The 12,636-nt window shown below is 64.7% G+C and carries 14 protein-coding genes; 6 read left to right on the forward strand and 8 right to left on the reverse strand.

The genetic code is table 11. The features are described 5' to 3' along the window. Positions 1-4: 4 nt before the first annotated feature. Both KIH45_RS00970 and KIH45_RS00975 read left to right on the forward strand, forming a co-directional pair. Positions 5-424, forward strand: a complete 420-nt coding sequence (locus tag KIH45_RS00970) for a hypothetical protein (RefSeq protein ID WP_213174148.1) — start codon at positions 5-7, stop codon at positions 422-424. A gap of 45 nt (positions 425-469) precedes the next feature. Continuing rightward, complete coding sequence (locus KIH45_RS00975) at positions 470-1,570, forward strand: glycosyltransferase (RefSeq protein ID WP_213174149.1); 1,101 nt, start codon at positions 470-472, stop codon at positions 1,568-1,570. Here the strand turns inward: KIH45_RS00975 and KIH45_RS00980 are convergent. Both KIH45_RS00980 and KIH45_RS00985 read right to left on the reverse strand, forming a co-directional pair. Next, positions 1,567-1,845, reverse strand: coding sequence for a hypothetical protein (locus tag KIH45_RS00980; protein ID WP_213174150.1), 279 nt, complete (start codon positions 1,843-1,845; stop codon positions 1,567-1,569). The genes KIH45_RS00975 and KIH45_RS00980 overlap by 4 nt on opposite strands. After that, positions 1,824-3,107, reverse strand: a complete 1,284-nt coding sequence (locus tag KIH45_RS00985; RefSeq protein WP_213174151.1) for a phospholipid carrier-dependent glycosyltransferase — start codon at positions 3,105-3,107, stop codon at positions 1,824-1,826. The genes KIH45_RS00980 and KIH45_RS00985 overlap by 22 nt, the downstream gene beginning before the upstream one ends. Before the next feature lie 79 nt (positions 3,108-3,186). Between KIH45_RS00985 and KIH45_RS00990 the strand changes: the two genes are divergently transcribed. The 3 genes from KIH45_RS00990 to apaG all read left to right on the forward strand — a co-directional run bounded on the left by KIH45_RS00990 (position 3,187) and on the right by apaG (position 6,348). Then, on the forward strand, positions 3,187-4,395 hold the full coding sequence (locus KIH45_RS00990) for a trans-sulfuration enzyme family protein (protein ID WP_213174152.1): 1,209 nt from the start codon (positions 3,187-3,189) through the stop codon (positions 4,393-4,395). A 33-nt stretch (positions 4,396-4,428) separates the two neighbouring features. Beyond that, positions 4,429-5,871, forward strand: a complete 1,443-nt coding sequence (locus KIH45_RS00995; protein ID WP_225899572.1) for a sensor histidine kinase — start codon at positions 4,429-4,431, stop codon at positions 5,869-5,871. Positions 5,872-5,949: 78 nt separating this feature from the next. Continuing rightward, positions 5,950-6,348 carry a Co2+/Mg2+ efflux protein ApaG gene (gene apaG, locus KIH45_RS01000; RefSeq protein WP_213174641.1) on the forward strand — a complete coding sequence of 133 codons (399 nt, stop codon included), beginning with the start codon at positions 5,950-5,952 and terminating at the stop codon, positions 6,346-6,348. A gap of 1 nt (position 6,349) precedes the next feature. On the opposite strand, the gene mddA is transcribed toward apaG, so the two are convergent. After that, entirely contained in the window at positions 6,350-7,078 is a 729-nt protein-coding gene (gene mddA / locus KIH45_RS01005; RefSeq protein ID WP_213174153.1) for a methanethiol S-methyltransferase, read from the reverse strand. Between the two features lie 69 nt (positions 7,079-7,147). Then, positions 7,148-8,236 (reverse strand): AI-2E family transporter, encoded by a 1,089-nt coding sequence (locus KIH45_RS01010; RefSeq protein ID WP_213174154.1) that lies wholly within the window; start codon positions 8,234-8,236, stop codon positions 7,148-7,150. Between the two features lie 162 nt (positions 8,237-8,398). On the opposite strand from KIH45_RS01010, the gene KIH45_RS01015 reads away from it, so the two are divergent. Continuing rightward, entirely contained in the window at positions 8,399-9,190 is a 792-nt protein-coding gene (locus KIH45_RS01015) for a LysR family transcriptional regulator (protein WP_213174155.1), read from the forward strand. 13 nt (positions 9,191-9,203) lie between these two features. Here KIH45_RS01015 and tmpT read toward each other — a convergent pair whose 3' ends face one another. The 4 genes from tmpT to KIH45_RS19035 all read right to left on the reverse strand — a co-directional run bounded on the left by tmpT (position 9,204) and on the right by KIH45_RS19035 (position 12,536). Beyond that, positions 9,204-9,842: a thiopurine S-methyltransferase gene (gene tmpT / locus KIH45_RS01020; protein WP_213174156.1), complete on the reverse strand. Its 639-nt coding sequence runs from the start codon at positions 9,840-9,842 to the stop codon at positions 9,204-9,206. 111 nt (positions 9,843-9,953) lie between these two features. Beyond that, positions 9,954-10,628, reverse strand: coding sequence for an energy transducer TonB (locus KIH45_RS01025; protein ID WP_213174157.1), 675 nt, complete (start codon positions 10,626-10,628; stop codon positions 9,954-9,956). 128 nt (positions 10,629-10,756) lie between these two features. Then, positions 10,757-11,572 (reverse strand): universal stress protein, encoded by an 816-nt coding sequence (locus KIH45_RS01030; protein ID WP_213174158.1) that lies wholly within the window; start codon positions 11,570-11,572, stop codon positions 10,757-10,759. A gap of 28 nt (positions 11,573-11,600) precedes the next feature. After that, a complete protein-coding gene (locus tag KIH45_RS19035; RefSeq protein WP_225899573.1) occupies positions 11,601-12,536 on the reverse strand; it encodes a hypothetical protein in 936 nt (311 codons plus the stop codon). Positions 12,537-12,636: the final 100 nt, after the last annotated feature.

The raw sequence follows: 12,636 nt of genomic DNA on the forward strand, positions 1-12,636 counted from the left end.
CCTCATGAAATTTGGATTCGGTGCGTCTGATACGGACGCGACAGACAAGCGGCCTTGCACCCTGTGCGGGCTTGAGATGGTCTATCTGATCGGGATTCCGCTGGCGGTTTGGATGTCGTCTGCGGACATGTGGCTCTATCCTGCGGTCAACTTCACGCTCGTTGCGCTCGTCGTTTTGACTGTGACGCGGCTGGGCTGGGCGCTTTCGTGGCTTCTGCTTTCGGCAGGATGCATCGGTTTCCTGATCTTCGTTCCGATGGGCGCGATGTTCCAGTTTTCGCGGTTCGCCGGTAGCGATATGGCCTACCTGCGCTTTGCGCTGATCATGTTCATGGGAACGGCGACGCTCGTCCTCTTGTGGATGCCGTCGACGACGCGCTGGCTGCGCGCAAGGGGAGGGCGTTTCGCCAACGTGCTGCTTTGACGTCCGGCTGGACGAGGCGCGCATTTGCGGCGATTGAGTGCAAAGATGCTGAAACTCGCCGTTATTCTTCCGACATTCAACGAACGTGACAACCTCGCCTCGCTGGTAAAGCGCATGGCGGCCTCGCTCGACAGTGCGCTGGGCATCGGGGGGTGGGAGGCGATCTTCGTCGACGACAATTCGCAGGATGGCACGGCGGAAGAAGCGCGGACTCTATCACGCGCAGACCACCGCGTCCGCGTGATCCAGCGCATCGGCAGGCGCGGCCTTGCCAGCGCTGCGATCGAGGGGATGATGGCGACCGCTGCGCCCTATGTTGCGGTGATGGACGCTGATCATCAGCATGACCCCGCGCTACTGCCGCTGATGGTGCAGGCGCTGGAAAGCGGGGAGGCGGACGTCTGTGTCGCCAGCCGTTTCGCGCCGGGGGCCAGCATGGCCGAATGGAACCGCCCCGACCGCGAAAAACAGTCCGAACTTGCCAACCGCATCGCGCGCAAGCTGACCGGTGTCGAACTGTCCGATCCGATGAGCGGCTATTTCATGATGCCCGCACGAACGCTGCGCGATGTTGCGCCGCGTTTGTCGGGGATCGGGTTCAAGATCCTGCTCGACATCCTCTCGACGTCGGAGCGCAAGTTGACGGTCAAGGAATTCCCGCTGTCGTTCGCGGCGCGGGCAGCAGGAGAATCCAAGCTGGACCAGGCCATCGCGTTCGAGTTCCTCGTCGGTCTCTACGACAAGACGCTGGGCCGCTTCATCCCGACGCGCTTTGCCCTCTTCGGCACGATCGGCGCGCTGGGCGTGGTGGTGCACCTTGCCGTGCTGTGGCTGCTTTACAAGATGTTCGGGACGGGGTTTCTTTACGGTCAGATCGGCGCGGTGATCGCGGCGATGACGTTCAACTTCATCCTCAACAACGAACTGACTTATGCCGACAAGCGCATCCATTCGCTGGGCGGTCTGATCGTGGGCTGGCTGAAATTCGCGCTGACTTGTTCGATCGGGGCTTTCGCGAATGTCGGCGTGGCAGAGGCGCTTGTCAGCCGCGGGGCACACTGGGTGCTGGCCGCGATTGCGGGTATCGTTATCGGGTCTGTATGGAACTACGCCCTGTCCAGCCGCTTCGTCTGGGGCCGGTTCTAGACCTCGGAAATCTTGCGCAGCCGTTCTGCGGTCCGCGAAGCCTTGCCCTTTTCCATGTCCTGGCAATCGCTTTCGATAAGCTGATCGATCTGGTCCGCCGCACGCGCCAGCACGTTCTGCAGCGCGAGCTTCTCCTGCTGCGAATTGGCGAGCGCGTGGCGCAGCTCGTCCTTGCTTTGCTCAGTGTTGCGATCTGGTTCCGGGCTGTCCGTCATCTCACCGAAACAATCGCCAAAGCGCCTTCGGGTTCCGATCAGCGCCAGTTCTGGAACCATGCATAGTCGGCAAAACTGGTCTTCTTGGCCAGCGGCTGGGTCGTCAGGATCGGAAGAAAGTAGACGAACAGCAGCACGCTGGCTCCGATAAAGGCCGGTGCCAGTCGCCGGTGCAAACGCCACGGCGGATTGCGCCAGACCCAGTGGTCGAGCGCCAGTGCCAGCGCCACCATCAGGAACTGCGCGCTGATCAGGTAGTGGTAGTAGAACTGCACCGGCTTTGGCGCGACGATCCAGAGCGCCAGTGCCGCGGCCCATGCACCCGCCGCCATCAGGCAGTCCATCCGGCCACGCACCAGCCCCAGCCAGAGGCACCCGACAAGGCCCAAGAGGCCCGTCAGCATCGTGATCGGATTGCCGAGGAACAGCATCCCGCGCCAGTCGCCTTCGTACTCTTCGTAGAAGTACCAGATCGGCCGCCAATCGATCACCCACTGCCACCAGCGCGACATGTAGGGATGGTCCTTCTTCACGCTCTCCTGCAGGTCGAGCATGTATCCTTGCCACGACACCGGCCCGTGGAAACGCGGGTTCGGATTATCGAGCAGCCAGATCGTCGTGTAGCTCGCCAGATAGACCGCCACTGGCAGCAGCGCGAGCCAGACGAACGCCTCATATATCGTCATGTCGCCCAAGGGCCGACGTGCATCCTTGAACGCCAAGGCGCGCATGTTGCCGAGGAAGATGCAGGCACCCGCAAAGGCGATGACCGGTGCAGCATTCCACTTCACCGCCAGCGAGAGCCCAAACAAGATGCCCGCCAGTATCACCCGCGGGCGCACAGCCTTGCCCGTGCCCGCCGCGACCAGCGACCAGCAGCCCAGCATCAGGAATCCCAGCATGTAGATGTCGAGCATCGCCACCCGCGACTGGACCAGCAGCAGGAAGTTCGAAGCCACCAGCACGCCCGCGGCCAATGAGGCAAAGCGCGAGCCGCTGGCGAGCCACGTCATCCGCATCATCGCGAACAGCGTCAGCATCCCGAACAGCACCGAACCCGCGCGCCACCCCATGGGCTTGTCACCAAGCAGGTGGATCGATGTCGCGATCAGCTGCTTGCCCAGTACGGGGTGTTCGGGGTTCAGCAGGATTTCGCCTGCCACCCACGCTCTTGCAGCGGGCAGGTAATGGGTTTCATCGAAGATCGGAATCGCCACTTCGGCAAAGCCCCAGAGGGCCAACGCGGCAAAGACCAGCGTGATCAGCAGCATCCAGCCGATCGGATCGCTCTCTCGCCTGGTGGTGTTCGCAATCGGCTGCATCGCCTTGGCGGGTAACGTCAGGCGGTCAGGCTTGCAATCGCGATTGCATGGGCCACGGGGCGGCGCTAACGGCAGGGCCATGAAACGCACGACAGGACAGGACCGCTCGATCACTCGCAACTGGCGTCCGGCCACGCAGGCCGTTCGCGCAGGCACCTGGCGCAGCGAGATGGGTGAGACCAGCGAAGCGATCTTCGCCACTTCCGGCTATACCTACGAAGACGCGGCAACGCCTGCCGCGCGCTTTGCGGGTGAGCAGGACGGCATGACCTATTCGCGTCTGCAGAACCCCACCGTACAGATGCTGGAAGAACGCATCGCCATCCTCGAAGGGGCAGAGGCGTGCCGCACGCAGGCATCGGGCATGGCCGCGATGACCGCAGCGCTGCTCTGCCAGCTTTCGGCAGGCGATCACATCGTCGCCGCGCGCGCCGCCTTCGGTTCGTGCCGCTGGCTGGTCGACAGCCTGCTGCCGCGCTTCGGCGTCGAGGGCACGGTCATCGACGCGACCGACAATGCCGCGTGGGAAGCCGCGATCCGGCCCAACACCAAGGTCTTCTTCTTCGAGACTCCGGCAAACCCGACTCTCGACATCGTCGACCTCGAATATGTCTGCGGGCTTGCGAAAGCGCACGGCATCACGACTGTCGTCGACAATGCCTTCTGCACGCCGATCATGCAGCGTCCGATGGATTTCGGTGCCGACGTTGTGGCTTATTCTGCGACAAAACTGATGGACGGGCAGGGCCGCGTGCTGGCCGGTGCCGTCTGCGGCAGCGAGGAATTCATCCAGGACAAGCTGCTTCCGTTCCAGCGCAACACCGGGCCGAACCTGTCGCCGTTCAATGCGTGGGTCGTGCTGAAGGGGCTGGAAACGCTCCACCTGCGCGCGCGCCAGCAGTGCGACAATGCGCTGAAACTGGGCCGTTTCCTTGAGGACCGGGTGCCCACGATCCTGCATCCGGGGCTTGAACGCCATCCGCGTCACGCGCTGGCGATGAAGCAGATGACGATGCCGGGCTGCATCTTTTCAATCGTTCTCGACGGCGGTCGCGAGCAGGCGCACGCCTTTCTCGACGCGTTGGAGCTTATAGATCTTTCGAACAATATCGGGGACGCGCGGTCCCTTATGTGCCATCCTGCCAGCACGACTCACCATTCGGTCGGACCGGAAGCACGGGCCGAGATGGGTGTGTCGGAAGGAATGTTGCGCCTGAATGTCGGACTTGAGGATGCGGACGATCTCATCGAAGACCTCGCGCGGGGGCTGGCGGCGGCTGGTCTCTAGGAACGTGTTGCGCGCGATCCGCCGGATCGGCACTTGAAGTTCGATTCCGATCTTGACGATGGTCGGCCCGAAGGCCGCGCTTCGCGCACCTCGGGCGATGCGGTAGACCTGCAGATCGGGGGAGGCGCGCCTGCGTTTCCCTCCGTTGCGCCCGAAGCCTTGCTGGCCGCGATCATCGAGGGTTCGGACGACGCGATCGTCTCGAAGACGCTCGACGGTATCGTGACAAGCTGGAATCCGGGGGCCGAGCGGCTCTTCGGCTATACCGCGTCCGAAATGATCGGGCAGTCCGTCCGCAGGCTGATCCCCGAAGAACGCCAGATGGAGGAGGACGCGATCCTTCGCCAGATCGCGGCGGGGCGGCGGGTCTCCTCGCTCCACACCACACGCCTGCGCAAGACGGGTGCATCGGTGCGCGTCTCGGTCACCGTGTCGCCGGTGCGCGACGAACACGGCAAGATCATCGGCGCCAGCAAGATCGCCCGCGACGTCGGCGCGCTGGAACTGGCGCGCCAGCAACTGGCCGAGAGCGAACGCCGCTTCAAGATGCTGGCCGACAACATGTCGCAGCTGGCGTGGATCGCGGATTCGAAGGGCTGGATCTTCTGGTACAACAAGCGCTGGTTCGACTACACCGGCACGACCCTGTCCGACATGGAAGGGTGGGGCTGGAAACAGGTCCACCACCCCGACCACGTCGACCGCGTCGTTGAACGCATCCAGCGCAGCTGGGACAGTGGAGAGATCTGGGAAGACACGTTCCCCTTGCGCGGACGCGACGGGCGCTATCGCTGGTTCCTGTCACGGGCGCGGCCGATCAAGGATGAAAACGGCGAAATCGCCTACTGGTTCGGCACCAATACCGACGTCACCGAACAACGCGCGCAGGCGGAATCGATCGAGACGCTGCTGACCGAGGTGAACCATCGGTCCAAGAACATGCTGACGGTGATCCAGTCGCTCGCCCGCCGGTCTGCGCCGGGCAATGACGACTTTCTGAAGCGCTTCGTTCGCCGCTTGGAAGCGCTGGCCGCGAACCAGGACCTGTTGGTGCGCCGCGCATGGACGCGGGTGGAAATGCACGAACTCGTTCGCGCGCAGCTGGCCTTCGCGCTCGACATCGCAGGGACGCGGATCGAATACGACGGGCCGGAAGTGGACATTACCTCGCGCGCGGCGGAAACGCTGGGCATGGCGCTGCACGAACTGGCGACCAATGCACTGAAGTACGGCGCGCTGTCGGTCGATGGCGGCAAGGTGTCGATCGTCTGGGAAGACCGCGACGGGCGCTTCCAGCTGACGTGGCGTGAAACCGGCGGGCCCGAAGTCATGCCGCCGACCCGCACCGGGTTCGGCACTTCGGTCATTCGCGACATTCCGGTGACCGCACTGGATGCGACGACCAGCCTCAACTTCTCGCAAGGCGGGGCCAGCTGGTTCTTCGAGTGCGATTCGGACACCGTCATCGCGCACTAACGGCGGCACTTTCCACCATATCGGGCCTCCGGGATTTGCGGGGGCGGGGGGTGATCGTCTAGGCTGCTATATGAAATGATGAACCAGTTCTTCGATCACGTAGCCACTACCAACGGCATAACCGTGCGGGTTTCCGCAAGCTTCCTGCCGGAACAGTCGCAGGTTGCCGCGGGGCGCTGGTTCTGGGCCTATCACATCCGGATCGAGAACGAGGGTGAAGAGGCCGCTCGCCTCGTCACGCGGCACTGGCGGATCACTGACGGGAATGACCGCGTCAGCCTTGTCGACGGCGAAGGCATCGTCGGCGAAATGCCGCGGCTGGAACCGGGCGAAAGCCACGACTACGTATCGGGCTGCCCGCTCGAAACCTCGCTTGGTTCGATGGAAGGATACTATGGCTTCGTCCGCGACGACGGCACGAAGTTCGAGGCGGCGATCCCGTTCTTCCCGCTCGCCGCCCCGGCTACCGCGCGCTGATCTAGCGCGCCTTGCCGATCCCCGGCACGATCATCCCGACCCGCTTGCGATAATCGGTATAGGCCTCGCCCAGCGCATGGGTGAGGTCGCGTTCCTCCCACCGGATCGCCATCAGGACATAGACCGACATCACCCCTGCGAAGAGCAGGTGCCCCACGGTCATCACCGGAATGGCCCAGAACGCGATCAGCATCCCGAAATAGAGCGGGTGGCGCACATAGCGGTAGAACATCGGCTCGCGGAAGCGCGGCGCATGGTCGTTCTTGCCCGTGAAGCCGAACCACGCCTGCCGCAGGCCGAACAGTTCGAAATGGTCGAGCATCCACGTCGACAGGAACACGATGGTCCACCCGATCGCGAACAGTCCCCAGAGCACGACCGCCGCGGTGCCTTCGGTTGCCCAGACCACGGCCGGAATCGGCTGCCAAAGCGCGAACATGATCCACAGCACGCCCACGGTGGCGAGGACATAGACGCTGCGCTCAATGCTCGGATGGACGAACTGTGTCAGCTTCCGCTTGAAGCCGCTTCGCGCCATGACCGAATGCTGCAGCCCGAACAGCGAGATCAGGAAGACGTCGACGACCGCCGCCGCGACGGGATCGAGCGCACCGCCCGCATCGATGGTTTTCGGTGCGAAGACATTGCCGACGAACGCGGCGAGATAGAGGAACGTCGCGAAGAAAAGCAGATATGACGCGACGGCGAAAACGAGGCGAATGGCACCCATGACGAGTCCTCCCCAACAGGACATCGCGACCCCCGAATGGGCCGATCATACCATCATTAAGCGAATTTGCTAAGTGACCGGCACGGGCGCGTCAGCATCGTCCTCTACTGGCGGGTGCATGATCGCCCAGCCGGACAGGAACAGCCCCGCCACCAAGGGGCCGGCCACAATGCCGCTGACTCCGAAGGCCGCGATGCCGCCGAGGGTCGATACCAGAATGATCCAGTCCGGAATCCCCGTGTCGCGCCCCACCAGGATAGGTCGCAGCACGTTGTCCGCCATGCCGATCACCGCGACACCCGACACGATCACCATGACGCCCTGCCAGATGTCGCCGATCGCCAGAAGATAGACCGCCGCAGGCAGCCAGACGATGGCAGGACCAAGCGCGGGCAGAAGCGAAAAGATCGCCATCAGCAATCCGAACAGCACGGCGGCAGGCAGGCCCGCGATCCAGAACGTGATCGCACCCAGCGCACCTTGCACCAGTCCGACGACGACAGAGCCCTTGATCGTCGCGCGGATGATCGCGACGAACCGGTCCACGACCTGCCGCGAAACTTCCGGCGGCATGGGGAGGGCGCGGCGCACGGCATGGCCAATGGCGCGCCCGTCGCGCAGCAGGAAATAGGTTACGTAAAGGCCGACGCCGAAGCTCAGTACGAAGCCCAGCGCGCCGCCGCCGATGGCGATCGCCCGCGTCGCGATAAATCCCACGGATTCGCGCGCTATCTCCGTCACCTTGTCGCGCAGCATCTCGAATTCGCCGTAGCCCGAATTGTCGAGCAAAACCTGCATTCTCGCAGGCAGCCCGTCGCGCACGCGGTCGAAGATGGTGCCGGCATCGAACTGCTGGTCCTGAAGGGCAAGGTAGATGCCGGTCGCCTGATCGACGACCATCGTGCCGATCACCATGGCCGGAACCAGCACGGCAACCGTGATGATCAATAGCGAAGCCAGCGCGGCATAGTTCTTCCGCCCGCGCAGGATCAGCAACATCCGGCGGTTCAGCGGTTGGAACATGATCGCGGCCAACAAGGCCCAGAACAACGGCGGCAGGAAGGGCCACGCGATAAAGAGCGTCGCTGCCGTGATCGCGGCAAGGAACAGCAGGAAGCCGCCGCGTTCGATCCGATCCCTGTCCCACTCCTTGCCCATGCAAATCACCCCGTATCCAACCGGGCGCAGGATACCGCCGCCCCGCGCAAGTGTCTGCCCGTCCGCAGCTTTAGTCCCCGACTTGCGAAACGGCCCATCGCCTTCGCCAGACTTCTTCGCCCGTTGCCCAAATCGCCGGCTGGGCTTATGGCGCGGCTTGCAATGAAGCGGACGCATCTTCCCCTTAATGGCCTGCGCGTGCTCGACGCCGCGGCACGGCACTTGTCGTTCACCCGTGCGGCGGACGAACTGGCCGTGACTCCGGCCGCCGTGGGCCAGCAGATTCGCGCGCTCGAAGACCTGCTCGGCGTCGTGCTATTCCGCCGCACGCCCAAGGGGCTGGAACTGACCGACGAAGCGATTGCCGGTCTCGATTCCCTGCGCGAAGGGTTCCTGCGTTTCGAGGAAGCGGTCGAGGCGATGCAGGCGGGGCAGTCCAGCCACAACTTCACCTTTGCCGCGCCGCGCGACTTCTTCGGCGCGTGGTTCGCGCACCGGCTGGCCGATTTCCGCAAGGAAAACCCCGACACCCGCTTTCACATGGCAGGCGGCGCGCAGACCGACTTTACCGAGGCGAACCTCGACTTCGCGGTGCGCCTAGCAGACGGCCCCGGCGACCACGAAGGCGTCCTGCTTAGGCCGGGGCGCGTCGTCGTCGTCGCGGCGCCCGATGGTGCGCGCGGCTGGATTGCATGGCCCGGCGGCCCCGCGCCCGAAGGCGAGGAAGAGACGATGCAGGTCGGCGCGACCGGACAGGCCCTCGCCGCTGCCGCCGCGGGCCTTGGCCGCACGCTCCTGCCGCTGGAATTGGTCGAACGCGCGATCGAGGCGGGCGAGCTGGTGGCCGAGGGCGAGGTCGAGGAGAACCGGTATGGCTACTGGTTCGTCGCGCCGCGCCCGCAGTGGCGGCAAAAGAAAGTGAAGGCGCTGGTCGAGTTCCTCACGCGCGTCTGATTTTGGGCCTGATCTAGCGCGGGATCATTCGCCATGCCGCCTCGGTGGCGGGGATCCTGCCTTTGAGCCCACCTTCGACGTCGCGCTCTTCCAGACAGGTCAGGTCGTAATCGCCTGCGAACAGCCGCTCGACTTCGGCAGTGTTGATCGAGAAGGGCGGACCCTCCATCTGCGACTGGTCGTAGGCGAATGTGATCAGCAGGCGTTTCGCAGCAGGCGTCAGGGCGCGGACCTGATGCGCATAGTTGTCGCGCATCGAAGCGGGCATGGCGACCAGCGAAGCGCGGTCGTAAACGGCATCCACGCCGCTCAGCGTCGCACCGTCGAGCGCGAATAGATCGCCCGCGTAGATCGTGATCGAGCCTGCGGAAAAGCGTGTCAGGCTGCCGTGTCCGGCAATCTCGGGCGCGACGTCCATTTCCTCGAAGAACTGGCCGACGGCCTTGGCGCTCAATTCAACGCCGACGACCTCGAAACCTTGCGCGGCGAGCCAGGCCATGTCGTGCGCCTTGCCGCACAGGGGCACAAAGATGCGCGCGCCTTCTGCAAGGTCCAGCGAGGGCAAGTGACGGACCAGCAGGTCGTTTGCTTCCCCCTCATGAAATCCGATCTCCATCGCGTCCCAGCGAGCGTGCCAGAAATCGGCTTCCATCAATCCATTCCTTGTCTTGCGATCCGTACGGTTAAGTTTCGCAAGGCTCATAATGCAAACGGCCCCGCCCGGTAAGGGGCGGGGCCGCTCCCCCACGTCTGGTCGCCGCCGTCAGGGCAGGCGCCAGACAATTCTGCTGGAATACGTGCCGGGTATGGCATCCCCGTTACCGTCGCGCGCGGCTTCGAACTTTGCCCGCCTGGACAGGGATGTGCAGGCCGCCTTGTCGAGATCGGCCGCGCCGCTCGACGAGGTGACGGTGCAATCGGTAACCTGCCCGCGCGCATCGATGGTCAGGCGGAAGCCGGTGGTCCCTTCGATCCCTCGGCGGATCATGCGCGACGGATAGTCATCCTGCGTGACCCAGGTGCCGGGATTGCCGCGGGGTGCGGCGGCCTTGGGTGTGTAGAGCGGTGCGGGCTGCGTCGCCTCTACGGGAAGCTCGATGATCTCGTTCGAGCGGCTCGTCGGAAAGGTGTCGGGGATAGGGATCTTTGGCACCACGAACTCGCTCGTGCGGTCGAGCGGGCTGTCCATCGGGACGATCTTGGTGTCGGGCGCGGGGACTTCGCGGATGTCTTCCTTGGGCTGCTCGATCGGGTCGAGCGGGATGATCTCGACCTTGTCCTCGGGAATGAAGATCGATTTGATCGAATCTCCGGCCTCGGTGATCACGCCGCCCGCGAACCCGGTCAGCAGGGCATATCCCAGACCTGCGTGAATGATGGCGACGGTTGCAATCGTCCGGGTCCGGTTCGGACCGTGGCTGGTATCGGAATAGGCCATTGGCACCCTCCTCGTGGGCGCTTCGGGCGCTTGTTCCAGACACGCCCTGTAAGCGCGATGAGGCGGTCAGCCTATCACGGGCCGGAACGGGTGCCTAAATCATTTGATAGAGGGCGTTTTGCCCGCCTTTAGCACTCCGGCGGGACGACCAATGCGTCGCATGGCGCGCTGGAGAGAAGCTGGCTCGCCGTGCTGCCCAGCGCCGCGTGGCGGAAGCCGCCGCAGCCTTGCGTGCCAAGCACCAGCAGGTCGGCGTCATGCGCAGCAATCGCATCCATCACCGCACGCTCTGCCCCACCGTCGCGGGTTTCGGCCTTGATGCGCTTTTTAAGGGCAGGGGAGAGCCCCGCATCGGCGAGGAATGCGTCCAGCGCCTTCTTCGCCTCTTTCTCGGTATCCTCACGCACGTGCAGCGCCTTCTGCCAGCCCGCAAAGGGCACGTGCCAGCCGTGAACCACGTGCAGCGGCGGATCGGGGAACAGTTCTCCGGCCGCGCGGATCGCGCCGGCCGAGGTTTCCGACAGGTCGGTCGCCGCCAGCAGCCGTTCGTATGCGCCATGCGCGCGGCGTTTCACCACCAGCACCGGCACCAGCGCCTGTCGCAGCAGGTGATCGACCGCGGTGCCGAGGAAATAGTCGCCGATATCGTTAAAGCGCGCCACGCCCGTCACGATCAGCTGCGCGCCCAGTTCGTCGGCAAGGCGCGGGATTTCGAGCGGGGGCGAGCCGACGGGCAGTTCCAGCCGCGCGTCCACCCCGTTGGGGATTACGTCCTGCAAGGCGGCGCGGGCGGCGTCCATGTCCTGCGCCCGCTTGCTGCCGGGCTTCACGACGTGGACGGCGACGAGTTCCACCCCCCGCAGTTTTGCCATCATCGCGGCGCGGTCGATCGCGCGGTCGTCTCTGGCGGAAAGGTTCGTGGCGACGAGGACAGGACCGTTCATGCGCCCGACCCTATGCAAACGCTCGCCATCACGCAATCCCTTCGCGTCCCTCCATCCTCGCCCGCATCAGGTCGAGCTTGCGGTTGATGGAATCGATGATCTCCTGCTCGTCCGGCCCCTCTGTCCCGGCGCGCTCTGCCTCCGAGCCATAGCGGTGGGCGCGGCGGTGGCGCAGCATGAACATGGTGAGCGCATCGTTGTGGCGGCGATACCATGCCACGACCCTGCCGCCGCTGACGACGGGGCGCAGCTCGCCCTCCATCGCGCGGATGAGCGCGGTGTCCTCCAGCCGCGCCATGCCGGCATCGACCGCCTTGTCCCACGCCCTGGCAAAGCCTTCCGCCCCGCCGCGGGAGCGCAGGCGGTAGAGCGCCTCCAGGCTCGCCCCGATTTCGCGGGCGGCCTGCGTGACAGAGCCTGTCGCGGCGAGCGCTGCGATGAAGGCGCGCTGGCGGGCCGGCGTGATCGAGTTGCGGCGGGGGCGGGCGTGGAGATAGGGCGCAAAGCCCAGCAGCGGATCGTCGGGAGAGGGCGGATCGCCCCGAAACGCGAGATAGGACGTCCGCCGCGAAGGGCGGGAGGAACTGCAATGAAGCGGACCTTCCAACCCGCCACCATCAGCGCCAATCCCCGCGCTCACCTCGTCCGGCGGAAAGACCGGCGGCTCTGCCTGCCTGAGGTCAGGCGAGGGGCGCGAAGCGCGTCTACCGGTGCGTCTCGCCGCGCGCCTTGCCTCGCGGGCTGAGGGGCACGAGCGCGCCGCGTCCCAGGCCGCGCGAAATTCCTCGCCCCCTGCCGCGTAGCGCAGCTTCTCCAGCGCCGCGACCGAGACCCCGACCCGAAGCGCCGCCTCGCCCACGAACCCGCATTGCGCCAGCACCGCGATGAAGTCCCTCTGCCGCTGCGCATCGAGCCGCGCATGAGCGGCCCGCTCGACTGGCGTGAAGGGGAAGGGATCGGACATGGACGCGCTCCGGTGCGTGGGACGGGGCGCTGGGGATTAGGGGGAGAGAGGGGGTGTAGGAAAATAAAATGTAGCTAATAGAGACCAGCTAGAAACTTTA

This window comes from Croceicoccus gelatinilyticus (genome assembly GCF_018398395.1).
Taxonomy (GTDB): Bacteria; Pseudomonadota; Alphaproteobacteria; order Sphingomonadales; family Sphingomonadaceae; genus Croceicoccus; species Croceicoccus gelatinilyticus.

Coding starts and splice junctions, on each gene's coding strand:
- mddA (WP_213174153.1), bottom strand. CDS start 7,078: ATGGGTGCCATTCGCCTCGTTTTCGCCGTCGCGTCATATCTGCTTTTC.
- KIH45_RS01010 (WP_213174154.1), bottom strand. CDS start 8,236: ATGGGCAAGGAGTGGGACAGGGATCGGATCGAACGCGGCGGCTTCCTG.
- KIH45_RS00970 (WP_213174148.1), top strand. CDS start 5: ATGAAATTTGGATTCGGTGCGTCTGATACGGACGCGACAGACAAGCGG.
- KIH45_RS00985 (WP_213174151.1), bottom strand. CDS start 3,107: ATGCAGCCGATTGCGAACACCACCAGGCGAGAGAGCGATCCGATCGGC.
- apaG (WP_213174641.1), top strand. CDS start 5,950: ATGAACCAGTTCTTCGATCACGTAGCCACTACCAACGGCATAACCGTG.
- KIH45_RS01025 (WP_213174157.1), bottom strand. CDS start 10,628: ATGGCCTATTCCGATACCAGCCACGGTCCGAACCGGACCCGGACGATT.
- KIH45_RS00990 (WP_213174152.1), top strand. CDS start 3,187: ATGAAACGCACGACAGGACAGGACCGCTCGATCACTCGCAACTGGCGT.
- KIH45_RS00975 (WP_213174149.1), top strand. CDS start 470: ATGCTGAAACTCGCCGTTATTCTTCCGACATTCAACGAACGTGACAAC.
- KIH45_RS01015 (WP_213174155.1), top strand. CDS start 8,399: ATGAAGCGGACGCATCTTCCCCTTAATGGCCTGCGCGTGCTCGACGCC.
- KIH45_RS01030 (WP_213174158.1), bottom strand. CDS start 11,572: ATGAACGGTCCTGTCCTCGTCGCCACGAACCTTTCCGCCAGAGACGAC.
- KIH45_RS00980 (WP_213174150.1), bottom strand. CDS start 1,845: ATGGTTCCAGAACTGGCGCTGATCGGAACCCGAAGGCGCTTTGGCGAT.
- KIH45_RS19035 (WP_225899573.1), bottom strand. CDS start 12,536: ATGTCCGATCCCTTCCCCTTCACGCCAGTCGAGCGGGCCGCTCATGCG.
- tmpT (WP_213174156.1), bottom strand. CDS start 9,842: ATGGAAGCCGATTTCTGGCACGCTCGCTGGGACGCGATGGAGATCGGA.